Raw genomic sequence first — 15,409 nt, forward strand, 5'->3', positions numbered from 1 at the left:
TCCGCTCTATTTACAGAAAATATGTTTACCGATTTTTTTAATTTGTGGACGAGTCCAAATCCATTTACTAGTCGCGGTATCTGGATTGAAATAATATAAAGCATTTCCTGTTGGATCCCATCCGTTAATCGCATCTAAAACTGCTTTTTTTGCTGTTTCATTTGGCGTTAAATATATTTGCCCATCGGCTACCGCTGTAAATGCTCTAGGCTCAAAGATTACACCTGAAACAGTATTTGGGAATGACGCACTTGTAACACGGTTCAAAATGACAGCAGCTACTGCAACTTGTCCTAAATATGGTTCACCGCGTGATTCTCCGTATACTGCGTTTGCCATAAGCTGAATATCATTTTGAGAATAACCGTTCGGAACATTTGTCCCTTTATTTTGAGGTGGTTTATTCTCTTGTGCAGTGCCACCGCTATTTCCTTTATTCGTTGTCGTCCCTTTATTAGCAGTTGACTTGTCATACTTCGTTGCCTTCACGAGCATTTGCTTCGTTTTAGCTCCAGCTAAACCATCAACGGGTAATCCGAATTTCTCTTGAAAATTCCGAAGTGCCCAATATGTACCCCATCCGAAAACACCATCCACTTTTCCCGTATAAAACCCGTTATATTTCAAACGAGATTGCAGTTCAATGACATCTTCGCCAGATGCTCCTCTTTGAATAACTTGATTAGAAAAAGCTTCTACATTCTTTAATTGTATACTACTGACCATTAAAGACAGTCCTATGAACGCAAGTAAAACTGCTATTTTAAAAATAGCTTTTTGGCGCATAATTTTCCCTCCTTAATTACGGAAATGATTTCTTGGTTATGTTTTGTAAAAGCCTCGCTTTTATGTAAAGAAGACAAAAAAATCCAAACTAATATCGTTGAAAAAATATGTAAACAATATAAAAAAGGATAAAAGGAGTTCATCATGAAAAAATTGTTAAAACGTGTCGCACTTGTCATTCTGTTCCTAACAACATGTTCAAATATATATACAGGCTCATCAATTGTTCATGCGCAGCCGCCGTATGCCAAATGGGGTAAACTTGCCGTAGAAAAGACGAAAGAACAATACCCAAAAGCAGAAATTATTGACTATCTTCATATAGGTAGAAAACCAAAAACAGTTCAAATAACTGTTGAAAAATTTAAATTGTGGTTACGTGAGAACGGAAAAGAATACGGTGTTTTTGTTGATGTAGAATTTGAAACGAAGACGGAGAAATTTATAAAGTTGTCGTTTCAGAAGACGAGTAGATAAAGTGAAACCTTAATCAGTGGGGGTTTTGTTCATCTCCCACTAATCATCAGCCCTCACCAATCGGACTTTTACGGGCAGCCCGACAAATAGCTGGATAAAGTGAAACCCCCACTGTTAAAAACAGACACAGTGGGGTTCTGGCATTTCTAAAATTCTTTTCTAAAGTTTCGATTCCCTAAAAATCTTACCAATATACAAATAGCACCAATTACAACTGCTATCCCTATACTGTATAAAAGTACTTTACCATATCCACCTATTCTCGGATCTAAAAACGGATATGGATACCAATTCACGATTGGACCACGTATTAAGCTATATACAACGTAAAAAAACGGGAATAAAAGCCAACTTGCAGCTTGTTTCCAAGTGATTTTCTTAATAGGTGGATTTAAAATCCAATCTAAAAGCATTGTAATCGGCATGATATAATGTAGCACAGTATTTACCCATGGTATTGCCGTTTGAAGTGACTCTTCTAACCCTCTTAGTAACAAAAAATAAACGAGTCCTGTCGTAAGTATATATACCGTCGCCGCACCACGAAGTATACTAAACTGCTCTGAGCGACCAAATGTAGCTGTTCCGATACTACTTAAAAGGAGAATACATGCAACTAAAATGTTACTTTCGATAGTAAAGAAACTAAAAAAGTTAACTGGATTGAACGGTTTCACTTGTGCCCTGATTATGAATTGCGTAATAATGGCGCTACATACTAGAAGACTTAAACAGAATCTAAATAAAGATAAGATTTTTTCATCCTTCATACATTCCCTCCTTTTCTTATATATAATTAGAATTTCCCTGTACATGCTCAATAAATAGTTTTAATGGAACGAGCCCACGTTTTGGCATATGACTACTTATAATAGCTACTACTTCTAACTGAGGAATGATAACGATGTATTGTCCGCCGTATCCCATAGCGAAATATATACAATACGGTATGTGAAATCTTTCGGTATGTAATACCCACCAGTGATATCCATATGCGCCGACATGTTCATATGTTTCAAAATGCGCCCTACTTGACTCTTCTAACCATTTCGCTGATACAATTTCTTTTTCATTCCAATATCCATTTTGCAAACATAATTTTCCTAATTTTAATAAATCGGTAGATTTCATTTTCATACCGAAGCCGCCGACATATATACCCTGCGGATCTTGTTGCCACTCGTATTCGTTAATTTCTAATGGATTAAATAAATATTTCTTTGCAAACCGCTCTGTCGACATTCCAGTAGCTTCTTGAATAATATAGCTCAGTAAATGAGAAGAACCTGAATTATAATTCATTTTTGTAGCAGGTTCTTCAATTATTGGCTTTTCTAATATGTACTGTACCCAGTTCTGTGATTCTACAAAGTCATTTGGGAATACTACTCCATTCCCAAACTCTTTCCAGTCCTCACCAGTAGTCATTGTTAATAAGTGATATAGTGTTAAATTATGTTTTCCCCTAGGTACATTTTCAATCCACTCTGTGATCGGTGTATGTATATCATTTATATAGCCCTTATCAACTGCAATACCAATTAATAAAGATACGATACTTTTTGTAATCGAATTTATTTTATATAAGTTATTTGCACATTCGGGTGTTTTATAATACTCAGTTGTTAATTGTCCTTTTTGATAAACAAGAAATGTATTCACTTTTTTCTTTTCGAATTTATTTTCTAGTTGCTTGAAATCCAAAAACTTTACCTCCATTTAAATAGTTAATCCATTTATTATATCTTGTTCCTTCATTTTAAACATAATTGTGCTCAAATAAAAATAAACCTGTCAGCCATAATGAACTGACAGGTTTATTTTTATAATTTCGTACGAACATTCCAAAGCTCTGGGAAGAATTGTTGATCAAGTACTCGCTTTAAATAAGAAACACCGGAGGATCCACCTGTACCCATTTTATGTCCAATAATTCTTTCTACTGTTTTCATATGACGGAAACGCCATTGTTGTAGCCAGTCTTCAATATCAATCAATTTTTCAGCAAGCTGATATAAATTCCAATATTTTTTCACATCCGCATACACTTCTAACCATGCTGCTTCTACTGTTGCATCTTCTTCATAAGGCTGCGTAATATCACGGTTTAACACATCTTTATGAATAGGGAATCCTTCTTTTACTAATGCTTGAATCGCGACATCATATAGACTTGGTGCATGTAGCGCTTTATGAAGTCGTGCATGTAATTCTGGATCCTTTTCATAAATTTTTAATGCATGTGGCGTTTTATAGCCAAGTGCATACTCAATCATACGATATTGATACGATTGAAAACCTGAAGCTTGACCGAGTGAATCACGAAACTCAATATATTCTGATGGTGTTAATGTCGCAAGAATATCCCAAGATTGAATAATTTGAGACTGAATTTTTGATACACGTGCTAACATTTTAAAAGCTGGTTGTAATTTATCTTGTTTAATAGATTCAATCGCCGCATTTAGCTCATGTAAAATGAGCTTCATCCAAAGCTCACTTGCTTGGTGAATAACGATAAATAACATTTCATCATGATGGTCTGATAATCTTTTTTGAGAAGATAGTAAACTATCTAATTGTAAATATTCCCCATACGTCATATTCTCTTTAAAATCCGTATGAATCCCTTTTTCCATAATTACTTTTTCATTTTCTTTCATATTAGCCAAACGCCCCTTTTATATGATTCTACTTATATTGGTCTAATAACGGCTCGAACTGGACTTCCATCCGCATCAGTTAATGCAAGTGGTAATGCAATCAATTCATAATCACCGTCTGCTACATGATCTAGTACGACATTTTCTAAAATATGAATTCCATGTTTAAATAATTGATGATGCGCTGCTAATTCTTTATCATCTAGCGGATCAACTGATGGGACATCTACTCCGATTAAACGAATACCTTTCTCCGAAAGAAAAGGTGCTATGTCTGCACGTAAATGAGGGATCACATCTGGAAATTCTTCAGCTTTTCCATGTGAAGATGTACGTAATAATAATCGTTCTACACCTTCTAAATGAAAGCTTTCTAATTCCTTTTTCCCGATGCTTTCAAGATTAGAAACGTCAATAATCCGTGCTGGGCCAACATAAACTTGAACATCTAAATCCAATACTTTCTTTCCATCATTATCAAAATGAAATGGTGCATCAATATGAGTGCCTGTATGAATACTCATCGTTAACTTTCCAACATTTACCGAGCCACTTTCTTCTTTTGACCATGAAACTTCATATGAGAACGGTGTGTCTCCTGGCCACGTTGCAATATCATTATTTAGCGGTTGTGAAATATCAATCCACTCTGATGTTTTCATGCTTATGCCACAACCTCTCGCTTATTTTCAAACTGTTTATACTCTTCTTCTTTCATAATTTTCTTTAATATTTGTACAGATTTCCACACTTCTTCATATGTGTTATATAAAGCGACCGGCGCCAGTCTTACTCCATTAGGTGCTCGGAAATCAGGGATAACTCCATTTGCTTTTAGCGCTTTACAAATACGTGCTGCTTCTGCATGTTCTAAATATATGTGCCCGCCACGTTTTTCATCCTCTAATGGATTTCCAATTGTAAATCCGAAATCTTTTAATTCGTGATCAATTAAATTCAGCATATATCTTGTAATATGTAAAGATTTTTCGCGTAAACGTTCAATACCAGCATCTTTAAACATTTCAAGAGAACCAATTAAAGGTGCTGTACTTAATACGTGCGGTGTACCAATTTGATAAGCACCTGCATGATCGGCAGCTGTTAATGTATGCTCCATATCAAACTGTTTATCTTTTCTAGAACTAAACCATCCAGACAATCCTGGCAGTCTATTAAAATGTTTACTATTTACATAAAGGCCTGCAACACTACCCGGTCCTGCATTTAAATATTTATAATTGCACCAAACAGCAAAATCGACATCCCAATCTTTGAAATGATGCGGAATAGATCCTATTGAATGGCATAAATCAAATCCAATGTGAATGCCGCGTTTATGAGCTTCCGTTGTTAAACTTTTCATATCAAGAATTTGACCACTTCTATATAAAACAGAAGGTAATAAAATTAAAGCGATATCATCTTCCATCGCATGGATAATATCTTCTTCAGAAAGTGTTCTACCATCTCGGCTTTTCACTCTTACTAAATGCTCCTCTGGGTCTAATCCTTTTAAACGAATTTGACTTTGAAGTGCATAAATATCTGATGGGAAAGTCAATTCATCCGCAAGTATTTTTGTACGTATTCCTTTCGTCTCATAAAACGTCGCAATAACTTGGTGTATATTCGCAGTTGTGGAACCGGTTACAATAGTTTCTTCCGGTAAAGCTCCAATAAGAGGGGCTGTAAGTTTACCTAATTTCTCTGAAAGGAAAAACCACGGATGCTCACCTTCTGTCCAGCCGTCAATACCATACTCTTTCCACGAATCTAGCAACGTAAGTAATGATTTCTCTGCTCTTTTTGAAAGTAGCCCTAATGAGTTTCCATCTAAATATATAGTACCTTCTTTTTTATAGAATTCAGTTTGAAAATCTTTCAGTTCATCATGTTTATCACATTCAAGCGCATACTCATAAGTTGGTTGAAATGGTTCTTTATACATGGTGTCACCTTCTCTTAATTTTCTTTTTATTCTAACTAATTGAAATATATCACCTTAATTGATACAACGTCAATGATATTATGTCAGTTGACTTTATATATGAACTTCTTTTACAATACAATTATATTTTCAGATATTTCAGTATAAAGAGGTGATTCTTTGAAAAACAGTACCCTTTCATCAAGAAAACACCGCTCCTTAGAAACGAAGAAGAAACTATTACACTCTGGTTACACTATTTTTATACGTAACGGATTTCAAAAAACGACAATTACACAAATTATTAAACATGCAGAAACCGGATATGGTACAGCATATGTATACTTCAAAAACAAAGATGATCTCCTAATTAGTTTAATGGAAGATGTTATGAATCGTTTTTATAATATCGCTGAACGCTCTTTTTCTCCACAAACAAAAGAGGAAGCACGTATAATGATCCAAAATCAAGTTAGAGCATTCCTGCAATTAGCAGATGAAGAACGCGCTATTTTGCAAGTTGTAGAGGAAGCGATAGGATTATCAAGAGAAATACGGCAAAAATGGGATGAGATTCGGGAACGTTTTATAACAAGCATTAAACAGGATATTACTTACTCTCAAGAAAGTGGATTAGCACAACCTAATTTAAATAAAGAGATTGTAGCACGCGGTTGGTTCGCGATGAATGAATCGTTTCTTTGGACTATTATGCAAAATGACAAAAAGATTAACTTAGAGGAAATTGTGTATACGTTAACGGAGATGTATACGACCGGGTTATATAAATAGCACACCTTCAATAAATAAGGTGTGCTATTTTACATCTATAAAAATATATTATCCGGGTATGGTAGTGCTAAAGGAGGCTTTTCAGAAAATGAGAAATATTGTAGTTTTAAAGATTCACCATCTATCGATTTCAGTTTTCCACTAGTAATTTCACATTCAAACACAACAACAATATATTCTACTTGATCGCCATTCGGATATATATGACGGAACCTTTCCCCTCCAAATACCCCTTTTTGTTTTTTTACTTGCACTTTCAAACCCGTTTCTTCCCACACTTCACGAACTACCGCTTCTTCTGGAGTTTCTCCAGGCTCAATTGCTCCAGCCGGCAAACTCCAATATTCTCCGCCAGGATATTGAAATAAGAGTTCTCCCTGCTCGTTTTTAATAACTGCAGCTACACTTGGCATAAATATTAGTTCATGTCCTAATTGCTCCCGGATTTTTTTATAATATAGCGACATCGACATATAATTCTCTCCCACTCCATTAATGAATAACTGTATTTTCTGACATATATTCTATAATAATACCAATAACAATTTCTATATAGAAAGGATAAGAAAATGACCCAAGTACAACTAGTAAATAGCTTTCTATCATTTTTAGGAACGACAAAACAGCCTACTAGCTTAAAGTTTTTAAATGAGCTTATTAAAGCTCATCAAGAAAAAGTAAAAGAACCAATACACTTATCAAATATGAAAGAACTTATTTCAAGGTCTAACGATTGGCATACATCTCCTGTATTAAAGAAAATTCAGATTTTCGGTTATATCGATGGTATTCCAACTTCTATTAATGATAATGTTTTAAAACGATATTTCCAAGGTAAGAAAAGAGAACAAATCATTACATCTTCTGAACTTAATTATTGGATAACAGAAAGATTTTGTGTTGATAAAGAAATATATGAAAGAGCTATTGAGATTTTCAATGAAAAATCTTCAAATAGAATATTACAAACAAGTTCTTTAATATCTTTAGGCTGAGGTAAATAGCTAGTTGAAGGAGCAATTTCAAAATTAAAGCTTATATGTCCACATCCAGTTAGCCACATATAGTGACATTTCAACTCTTCATCGAACATATATTTCACAATATCTATAAATAATAAATCTCCTGCGTATTGCAACAGAAACTCCATATTCGAGCTACAAGTATAATAATTGTCATCGTCATCAAGATTTTTTATATTATATTCCGCCAAATCCCATAAAAAATCTTCTTTTAATATATTTTTAATTTTTTCAACAATGCTTATCCCCCCGAATTTTCCCAAGAATAACTCTCTAATCTACTTAAAATAATTTCAGTAAATTCTTCAGCAATGTCCTTAGAAATCTCACCACGATTTCCAATAATATCCCAAGCAATATTAATTGAAGTCCATCTCATCAATGAATTCTTTTCAAATTTTAAAAACTCTATTATTTCCTCCTCTTTCATTTCACTTAGAATTGCTTTTAATTCACTTTCTTCTAATTTACTTCTTTGATCATAATCAGTTTGATTTAGTATTTTTACATATTCCTTACTTTCTTGATAAAAAGCAATCTTTACTTGTTCTGGTGATAAATCCGCTAATAGTTTTTCAATTTCTTCAGCGCCTATTTCTTTACCTTTATTTATACATTTGAAATAACATCCCATTTTAACTTTTCATTAATTTCACTCATAAGTTGGGGTATTACTACTTCACCATATTTTTTAAAACATTCATGAGTTCCTTCGTAATTTTAAAATAAAGTTTGATTAAAAATATCGTGTTAACCCGTATTCTATGGTCAATAAAAAGAATCCATTTTGAAAAAGATTGATCAAAATGGATTCTTATCCAGCAGGTTTATGTTTTGGTTTTATAAAAAAGTTTGATCATTTTCTATCAATGAAAACAATTAATTGACTATTTTTATTATGAAGAGGTCGGAGCAGGAAATTCATCAATTTTGATACGAAGTAAACTATAAGGTTTCTGTCGTAAGTCTTTTCCATAATGAAATCTAGGCTGTCGATGTAATTGGTTCACAATGACATACAAATATTGATCCGGACCAATTGAAAAAGTATCCGGCCACAAAATTCTCGGATCATGTGCGATAGCTTCCATTATGCCATTTGGCAATATCTTACGGATACTGTTGTTTTCATAATCTCCAGCATAAACAGCTCCCTTTGCATCGGTGATCATTCCATCAGACGCACCTTTTTCTCCCCAATACTCCACATGATAAGGTAAATTCAGGTCCGGTATCGTTCTGTCTCTCAAGGCTTCTGTTGAGATCGAGAACAAATGCCGACTGGTTAGTGGAGCAAAAAATAATATCTTTCCATCGGGAGAAATCGCAAGACTATCAGACGCCAACCTAAATGGAGAAGTTGAACCGTCTTTGTTTCGATTCATTAAAATTTGACCTTCTACTTTCGGTAAAAAATAGGGATCGGGTGAAGTTGAATTTGCTCCATTTAACCGTCTAAACGCGTTTCCATTTGATAAATCTACGACGATAATAGCTCCTGGTCCTCTTGAAGAAGAATCCGTTATATAGGCATAACCTGCTTTTCCAACACGAAAATCAAAACGGACATCATTCAGATAAGTTGTAGGCAGGACAACATCTTCTGTAAAGGTATATACTTTTCTTATTGTATTGGTTTCTAAATCAACAGCGACTAATTTTGCCCCCCCTTTAATAGGTTCAGAAAAATTGGGTGCCGCTGTATCTAATATCCAAAGCGTTCCCCTTCCATCAGCAACTACACTTTGGACACTGATGAAAGTCATTGGGATATTCTCGGGATTAACCAAATTGGTTTGTAAATTAGGATAAGGCTGCAATTTATCCTCAAAAATTTCCGCCACCGTAAATTTAACATCGTCTCCCCATTTCGGAAAGCAAATGAAAATACGACCGGTTTCTGAAACAGTAACACCTGTAGGCATAGCCCCATAAAATGCATAAACTAGTTCTAAATTACCGAAATATTTTTCACTAGGTAACATAGGTTTCATAATATCCTCCTCAAGCATTCAAATGGGATATCTCCTATATATGATTTATATTTTTTCTAGTGCATGTTTCTTAATAAGTTTTTCTATACGAAAAGATGATTGAATTGATTGTTTTCGAAATTTAATAAGTCTGTCAGAAGAAAGGAAACATTTTAATTTAAAGGTCTCCAGATGAAGTAGAATTCAATTAGCAGGTAGCTAAGTTCAACATTCCCGAATCAACGTTAAGCTAGTATAAAAAATGGGGAAATATCCCCCTTTAAATTTGTGAAAAAATGTACTTAAGCTAAACTGCCCGTTAGTTTAAGTGTAACACTTCACAAACAATCTATTGAGTATTCTTATTATTCCTGTTTCCTCAACAATCTGGCCCTTTAATTGAACAATACAACTGAAATTTAAGGGGCAAAAGAAAAATCTTATATTAATACAGGGTTTTATCAATCTTTTTTATAAATTATCAAACTTTATTTTAAATCAATACCACACTTTATTCCATGTTCCATGAGTGACTAACGGGTGCTTTGAACAAGAAAATAAAGGTGAGTACATATTATACATGACTAATATGCGCTCACCTTTATTTTTTTAGGATTTTTAGCTTTTAGGTCTTGATAATAATTTTTAGTGGTTTTATTAACAATTTATATTTAGTAAAATTGCTTTTTATGAATTTAATATAAGTCCAAAGAATTTCCTGGTCAATATAATAACGTATATCAGCACACTTTTTCTTTATTCAGTCTACTTACAATTCCAACTATAAATTTATATTCAATCCTCCTCTTCTTAGTTTTTTTAAACCCTTCTTTCGTATCAAAAATAAAACACGTTTTCCGAAACCAAATTCGTACATATAAAGACTCAAAATAAATAGGTTTTATAATTCCTCGTTCCTCAAATTCAGTTCCATCTTTATTTTCAGTTTCTGTTCGAACGAACCACCTATTTCCGAAGCCAATTTCAATATACTTCACATAAGTCCCCCTTTCGGAAATTAATTTCTAACTGTTCTATTATTTCCCCGGTAAGCGCACATTCCGACAGAACATGAGCCCACAAAGAAAAAGTAGATTGCAAAAATCTACTTTATAACTTATATTTTTGCATTCGTTTATAAAATGTACTACGGGGTACATTTAATAGTTTTGCAGCTAACGAAACATTTCCATTTGTCTTTTGTAATGCTTCAATCATGCTATCACGCTGTATTTTTTTACGAAAATTCAATGTATGTTCTGTTTTATTTTCAACTTGTAACTCAAGTTGTTGTTGATTTCCCCTCATTGTTTGCAGCAAAAAAGCGACTTGTTTTTCGCATATTTCCCGTCCTTGCGACAAAATGTAAATGCGTTCTAATACATTTACTAGTTCCCGAATATTTCCGGGCCATGTATGTTGTAAAAATTGATTGTATATACTCTTTGGAAATACAACATTCCAATTCTTCCGTTCGCAAAAGTGTTGTATAAAATATGGGATATCCTCTTTTCTTTCTATTAACGATGGAACATATAACGGATAAACGTGCAAACGATAATATAAATCTTGACGGAATTTCCCTTCTTCTACTAACCGTAGTAAATCTTTATGTGTGGCAGTAATAATACGAATATTTACTGGTACCAATTTTGAACTCCCAATTGGAGTTATTGTGCGTTCTTGTAAAACACGCAATAATGCTACTTGCATCTCTGGTGGTACTTCACCAATTTCATCTAAAAATAATGTTCCTCCGTTTGCTTGTTCAAATTTCCCTTTATATCCTTGACGTCGCGCACCTGTAAATGCACCTTCAGCATAACCGAACAATTCACTTTCCATTAATTCTTTAGGCAAAGAACCGCAGTTAACAGCTATAAAGGGCCCGTCTTTTCTTGGACTATTTTCATGAATCGCTCTCGCGACATATTCCTTTCCTACTCCTGTCTCACCACATACATACACACTAGCATCAGTCGGTGAAACAAGCTTAATTTCTTCTAGTGTGTGTTGAAATGCTCTGCTTGTCCCGGTAACTCCTGAAAAAGTAATCCCTTTTATAAATGTGAGAGCAGAATATGTATTCATTTGTTTATTTTCCTTTAAATACATACATTTCCCAATCATTCTTTCATTACTATATACTGGTATCTCTAATTTAGTTTCCAATCCATGGTGCATTAACTCTTCAAGTTTCATTCTTGACCAATTATTTATTCGTTCACGAACGCTCTTACTCGCAGAAACGATAACATCACGATGATTACAAATAACTACTTGTTCATCACTATCAATGACATCTAAAAAACGATGGATTAAGTGTAATTCATTTTGATGAACTCTTATGCTACATTCACGTTCTATCGCATGTGCAATTGAAGTTACCATACCGAGCATATATGGATGCGAAAATTCAATTGGACACGAGAAATCTAGAACACCAATTAATTTCCCATCATCATTATGAATGGGAGCAGCCGCACAACTCCAGCTATGAGATGCCACGGTGTAATGTTCAGTACCACTTATCATAATAGCTTCTTCAATTTCTAGCGCTGTTCCAATTGCATTTGTGCCAACAGCTGATTCCGTCCATTTTACACCTTCAATAAAATTAATATGTTTCGCTCGCTTTAACGTTTGTTTATTTCCACTTAACGATAGAACATAACCATCTGGATCGATTAATAATGCCATCATTTGTAGTTCATCAATGGTTTTTCTCATATTTTGTATTTGAGGTAATGCGATATCAAGGAAAATTTCACTCTTTTTCTTTTGTTCTTGAAAAATGTTAGAAGACAAAATTTTCTGACCTTTATTCATATGAGGATTAACATTAGCCTGTTTACATCGATGCCACGATTCTGAAATTCTTTGATTTATGCGATTTGAATCAAGAACACCTTCATTAACAAACTTTTTCCATGTATGTAAGTAAAACGGTGAAGCTAACATTGTATCATCTCCCTTTTAATTGTTTTGGAGATTTATAAAACATACTTTTATTATAAAACTGAATAAAAGCGTTTTCAATACAACTAGCAAGACGACACAAATATGTTAATAATTTGAATATCTTAATGCACTTCTTTATTCTTTTTTAGTAGCACTATATTTTGTATAATGGACGCAAAGAAAATACATAACCAAAACCACTTTTGTGGATTACCATTTATAAAGAAAACAATCACGGCTATTGCAAATAAAATAGTGGATGCTAAACTAAAATATAATTTTGTTTTAATTTCTCTTATCCCTCACCCCTCTGCTACTTTACAGTACATACTAACTCTTCATTTTTCATCTCTACTATGTACTCCTGTAAAACATATTCTTTCCCGCCATGGTTTTCATACCATTCATGTATTCCTTTAATATGCCTCTCGTCACTTCTAATTTTCGATTCTATTTCATTATACTGTTCATAACTATCATATTCCCATATGGCAAATACTTCAGACGTACCATTCTTATTATCTTTCATCCAGCGTCCTATTAGCCTAGAACCATGCTTTAATTGATTAGGTAAGTTCGTGTGATTGAAATGATCATTAAATACTTCTATGAATTCATTTTTCACTACATAGTACTTCCTTCTGTAAAACATACTTCTTCACCTCTTTCATGAAAAGTATTAGTAAATCTTCCCATCACTACCGTATTATAATACTTTCCATCCGATAGTCTTTTGTCATTTTTCAAAATGCCTTCTACTTCAAAACCTAATTTTTTATAAAGATGAATAGCTTTCTCGTTTGTCTCTAATACTTGTAAAGATATTTTATTTACTGCATTTTCGTCAGCCCATTTAATAGATTGTTGTAATAGGCTCTTCCCCATTCTATATCCCCAAAACTCTTTTAAAATACAAACGCCAAACTCCACTTTATGAGATAATCTCTTAAAATTTGATCCTTCACATCTTGAAAATCCAACAATTCGATTGTGCACTTCTACAACTAAAAAGAGATTCTTCGTTTCTTCACTATCTGTTTTTATTATTTTTTGAAACCCTAGGTCATCTATAAATCCCTCTCCAGCATCTCTATCCATATTTTCAGTTTCTCCATCAATCTGAACTCTAATTTTCGATAACTGCTCAGCATCTTTTTCAGCTGCAGAACGAATTGTATAAGTTAATCCATTTATATGATACTCTTGCTCTTTTACAATCATGTCAAACTCCTTTCAAATCAATATAATGGCGCTATTACAACTTGTTTACCTTGTTTCTCAAATTCCTGAACAGTTTCTTTACTAGCCTCTTCGTCAGTTATAATAAGGTCAATTTCTTTTAGAGACTCTCCTCTTATAAAACAATCTATTCCAAGTTTATTATGCGGAGCTAAACAAATATTTCTTCTAGCAATTTCACTTACTCTTTTACTAAAATAAGCAACTTCAGGTGTTGCAGTACTAATACCTTGTAATGAAATGCCTCCACCTGTAGAGAAATAAAGATCAATAGAAAATCTACTTATCAATTCAGAGGCAAATGTATCAGTAATATTTCCTGAAGGCTTTACTTTTCCACCAATTAAATATGTATCGATGTTCTTATATTCTCTTAGATGACCAGCTATTTCTATAGAATTCGTAATAACCGTAAATGATACTTCCGGTAAATATTTCAGCATCGCATTATGAATGGAAGCCCCGCCAATAAAAATAGAATCATCTTCTTGTATATAAGATGCCGCAACTTTTGCAATTGTGTTCTCATATATTGAGCTATCACTATAACGTTTAGCTGGTTCCGCAGCTAAGTTCCTCACTCGCGTAAGTTCAATTGCACCTCCGTGCGTTCTTTTTAATAAACCATCCTTTTCCATAATAGACAAATCTCTTCTTATAGAATCAATAGACATTTCAAATCTTTCCGCAAGTTCCTTTGCGATTACTCTTCCATCTGTATTAAGTAGTTCTAAGATTCTCTCTCGACGTTCTTCAGTAAACATGTTATCACCACCGTTATTGAAGATTCAGAAACTTAAACTTTATTTTAATTATATGTATGCCTCTTCTGTTTTACAATATTTTCAGTTCTTATTTATTCCGTTTTATACAGTCTTCTCCCGCTTTCTATCCCATTAATTTGCCAACCGAATAAATGTATATCTGTATATTACGCAAAAATACTTTCATTTACCTTCCTGTTGATGTAAAATTATTCCTATGTTTTACTTTTTAATACAGAAAGGGATTACTATGAAATCATTAATCAAAACGACATGTACAGCATTATTATTTACTGGAATATTAACAGGATGTAATAGCAATACTACATCAAAACAAGAAAAGAGCGCTCTCGAAAAGAATGCAATGCACTATGGAGAAATAGTTAAAAACGAATACTATAGAGCGACAGTTGAAAATGCAAAGTTTGAAAAAATAGACAAAGAGCGACGCCTTACTACTCGTGTTATGATTAATAATGTTCGGGACGATGGACAAACTATTGATCTTTCGGAAATAAAATATTTCATACAAGATGAAAAAACTGGTCAGAAATATGAAGGTGAAGCTCATCCGATAGATGACGAGCACTATAAAAATGTTCCACACGAATTCTCTTTAACTACTGACGTTGTGTTTGAACTGAAAACTTCACCAAAAGATTTAAATAATATGTATTTATACATAGATAGCAAAGCAGCGCCGTTAACAGATACATATTGGAAGCTTGATAATTTAGTATCTAAATAGAAAGACCAGTCTTACATGACTGGTCTTTTACATTCATACATTTAACTTTCATTA

Annotated in this window: 18 protein-coding genes; 4 read left to right on the forward strand and 14 right to left on the reverse strand. The window is 33.6% G+C overall.

Annotation, left to right across the window (positions count from 1 at the left end; translation table 11 throughout):
- Positions 1–6: 6 nt before the first annotated feature.
- Complete coding sequence (gene sleB, locus N2V80_RS13575) at positions 7–786, reverse strand: spore cortex-lytic enzyme (protein WP_001249053.1); 780 nt, start codon at positions 784–786, stop codon at positions 7–9.
- Between the two features lie 144 nt (positions 787–930).
- Here sleB and N2V80_RS13580 point away from each other — a divergent pair, with 144 nt between their 5' ends.
- Positions 931–1,263 (forward strand): DUF3889 domain-containing protein, encoded by a 333-nt coding sequence (locus N2V80_RS13580; RefSeq protein WP_000734903.1) that lies wholly within the window; start codon positions 931–933, stop codon positions 1,261–1,263.
- A 146-nt stretch (positions 1,264–1,409) separates the two neighbouring features.
- Here the strand turns inward: N2V80_RS13580 and N2V80_RS13585 are convergent, their stop codons facing one another.
- From N2V80_RS13585 to kynU, 5 genes are all read right to left on the reverse strand, one after another.
- Entirely contained in the window at positions 1,410–2,033 is a 624-nt protein-coding gene (locus N2V80_RS13585; RefSeq protein WP_000650952.1) for a Pr6Pr family membrane protein, read from the reverse strand.
- 16 nt (positions 2,034–2,049) lie between these two features.
- Positions 2,050–2,967 carry a serine hydrolase domain-containing protein gene (locus N2V80_RS13590; RefSeq protein WP_061654645.1) on the reverse strand — a complete coding sequence of 306 codons (918 nt, stop codon included), beginning with the start codon at positions 2,965–2,967 and terminating at the stop codon, positions 2,050–2,052.
- 119 nt (positions 2,968–3,086) lie between these two features.
- On the reverse strand, positions 3,087–3,926 hold the full coding sequence (kynA, locus tag N2V80_RS13595; protein WP_000661957.1) for a tryptophan 2,3-dioxygenase: 840 nt from the start codon (positions 3,924–3,926) through the stop codon (positions 3,087–3,089).
- Between the two features lie 32 nt (positions 3,927–3,958).
- The gene (gene kynB / locus N2V80_RS13600) at positions 3,959–4,588 is read right to left on the reverse strand and encodes an arylformamidase (RefSeq protein WP_000858061.1); all 630 of its coding nucleotides are present in this window, start codon (positions 4,586–4,588) and stop codon (positions 3,959–3,961) included.
- A gap of 2 nt (positions 4,589–4,590) precedes the next feature.
- Positions 4,591–5,877, reverse strand: coding sequence for a kynureninase (gene kynU / locus N2V80_RS13605; RefSeq protein WP_061655922.1), 1,287 nt, complete (start codon positions 5,875–5,877; stop codon positions 4,591–4,593).
- Between the two features lie 159 nt (positions 5,878–6,036).
- On the opposite strand from kynU, the gene N2V80_RS13610 reads away from it, so the two are divergent.
- Positions 6,037–6,648 carry a TetR/AcrR family transcriptional regulator gene (locus N2V80_RS13610; protein ID WP_000798551.1) on the forward strand — a complete coding sequence of 204 codons (612 nt, stop codon included), beginning with the start codon at positions 6,037–6,039 and terminating at the stop codon, positions 6,646–6,648.
- 35 nt (positions 6,649–6,683) lie between these two features.
- Here the strand turns inward: N2V80_RS13610 and N2V80_RS13615 are convergent, their stop codons facing one another.
- Positions 6,684–7,121 carry an NUDIX hydrolase gene (locus N2V80_RS13615; protein WP_000062929.1) on the reverse strand — a complete coding sequence of 146 codons (438 nt, stop codon included), beginning with the start codon at positions 7,119–7,121 and terminating at the stop codon, positions 6,684–6,686.
- Positions 7,122–7,217: 96 nt separating this feature from the next.
- Here N2V80_RS13615 and N2V80_RS13620 point away from each other — a divergent pair, with 96 nt between their 5' ends.
- A complete protein-coding gene (locus N2V80_RS13620) occupies positions 7,218–7,643 on the forward strand; it encodes a hypothetical protein (RefSeq protein WP_000195532.1) in 426 nt (141 codons plus the stop codon).
- Between the two features lie 268 nt (positions 7,644–7,911).
- Here the strand turns inward: N2V80_RS13620 and N2V80_RS13625 are convergent, their stop codons facing one another.
- From N2V80_RS13625 to N2V80_RS13655, 7 genes are all read right to left on the reverse strand, one after another.
- Complete coding sequence (locus tag N2V80_RS13625; protein ID WP_000501980.1) at positions 7,912–8,304, reverse strand: hypothetical protein; 393 nt, start codon at positions 8,302–8,304, stop codon at positions 7,912–7,914.
- 262 nt (positions 8,305–8,566) lie between these two features.
- On the reverse strand, positions 8,567–9,664 hold the full coding sequence (locus N2V80_RS13630; RefSeq protein ID WP_061655924.1) for an L-dopachrome tautomerase-related protein: 1,098 nt from the start codon (positions 9,662–9,664) through the stop codon (positions 8,567–8,569).
- Positions 9,665–10,383: 719 nt separating this feature from the next.
- Positions 10,384–10,641, reverse strand: coding sequence for a DUF3977 family protein (locus N2V80_RS13635; protein WP_000873827.1), 258 nt, complete (start codon positions 10,639–10,641; stop codon positions 10,384–10,386).
- A 112-nt stretch (positions 10,642–10,753) separates the two neighbouring features.
- Complete coding sequence (locus N2V80_RS13640) at positions 10,754–12,604, reverse strand: sigma-54-dependent Fis family transcriptional regulator (protein WP_061655921.1); 1,851 nt, start codon at positions 12,602–12,604, stop codon at positions 10,754–10,756.
- Positions 12,605–12,917: 313 nt separating this feature from the next.
- The gene (locus N2V80_RS13645; RefSeq protein WP_000499983.1) at positions 12,918–13,256 is read right to left on the reverse strand and encodes an NIPSNAP family protein; all 339 of its coding nucleotides are present in this window, start codon (positions 13,254–13,256) and stop codon (positions 12,918–12,920) included.
- Positions 13,229–13,825, reverse strand: a complete 597-nt coding sequence (locus N2V80_RS13650) for a GNAT family N-acetyltransferase (protein ID WP_000635686.1) — start codon at positions 13,823–13,825, stop codon at positions 13,229–13,231. The genes N2V80_RS13645 and N2V80_RS13650 overlap by 28 nt, the downstream gene beginning before the upstream one ends.
- Before the next feature lie 17 nt (positions 13,826–13,842).
- Positions 13,843–14,607, reverse strand: coding sequence for a DeoR/GlpR family DNA-binding transcription regulator (locus N2V80_RS13655; protein ID WP_000493658.1), 765 nt, complete (start codon positions 14,605–14,607; stop codon positions 13,843–13,845).
- Positions 14,608–14,857: 250 nt separating this feature from the next.
- Between N2V80_RS13655 and N2V80_RS13660 the strand changes: the two genes are divergently transcribed.
- The gene (locus N2V80_RS13660) at positions 14,858–15,355 is read left to right on the forward strand and encodes a hypothetical protein (protein WP_000838469.1); all 498 of its coding nucleotides are present in this window, start codon (positions 14,858–14,860) and stop codon (positions 15,353–15,355) included.
- The last annotated feature ends 54 nt before the right edge of the window (positions 15,356–15,409 follow it).

Origin of the sequence: Bacillus sp. FSL W8-0640 (assembly GCF_038007725.1) — a bacterium.
Lineage (GTDB): Bacteria > Bacillota > Bacilli > Bacillales > Bacillaceae_G > Bacillus_A > Bacillus_A cereus.

Bases quoted from the DNA above. Each gene is read 5' to 3' on its own strand.
- N2V80_RS13615 (WP_000062929.1), bottom strand. From the start codon at position 7,121: ATGTCGATGTCGCTATATTATAAAAAAATCCGGGAGCAATTAGGACAT.
- N2V80_RS13645 (WP_000499983.1), bottom strand. From the start codon at position 13,256: ATGTTTTACAGAAGGAAGTACTATGTAGTGAAAAATGAATTCATAGAA.
- N2V80_RS13625 (WP_000501980.1), bottom strand. From the start codon at position 8,304: ATGGGATGTTATTTCAAATGTATAAATAAAGGTAAAGAAATAGGCGCT.
- kynU (WP_061655922.1), bottom strand. From the start codon at position 5,877: ATGTATAAAGAACCATTTCAACCAACTTATGAGTATGCGCTTGAATGT.
- N2V80_RS13580 (WP_000734903.1), top strand. From the start codon at position 931: ATGAAAAAATTGTTAAAACGTGTCGCACTTGTCATTCTGTTCCTAACA.
- N2V80_RS13620 (WP_000195532.1), top strand. From the start codon at position 7,218: ATGACCCAAGTACAACTAGTAAATAGCTTTCTATCATTTTTAGGAACG.
- N2V80_RS13650 (WP_000635686.1), bottom strand. From the start codon at position 13,825: ATGATTGTAAAAGAGCAAGAGTATCATATAAATGGATTAACTTATACA.
- N2V80_RS13660 (WP_000838469.1), top strand. From the start codon at position 14,858: ATGAAATCATTAATCAAAACGACATGTACAGCATTATTATTTACTGGA.
- N2V80_RS13585 (WP_000650952.1), bottom strand. From the start codon at position 2,033: ATGAAGGATGAAAAAATCTTATCTTTATTTAGATTCTGTTTAAGTCTT.
- kynB (WP_000858061.1), bottom strand. From the start codon at position 4,588: ATGAAAACATCAGAGTGGATTGATATTTCACAACCGCTAAATAATGAT.
- kynA (WP_000661957.1), bottom strand. From the start codon at position 3,926: ATGAAAGAAAATGAAAAAGTAATTATGGAAAAAGGGATTCATACGGAT.
- N2V80_RS13630 (WP_061655924.1), bottom strand. From the start codon at position 9,664: ATGAAACCTATGTTACCTAGTGAAAAATATTTCGGTAATTTAGAACTA.
- N2V80_RS13655 (WP_000493658.1), bottom strand. From the start codon at position 14,607: ATGTTTACTGAAGAACGTCGAGAGAGAATCTTAGAACTACTTAATACA.
- sleB (WP_001249053.1), bottom strand. From the start codon at position 786: ATGCGCCAAAAAGCTATTTTTAAAATAGCAGTTTTACTTGCGTTCATA.
- N2V80_RS13640 (WP_061655921.1), bottom strand. From the start codon at position 12,604: ATGTTAGCTTCACCGTTTTACTTACATACATGGAAAAAGTTTGTTAAT.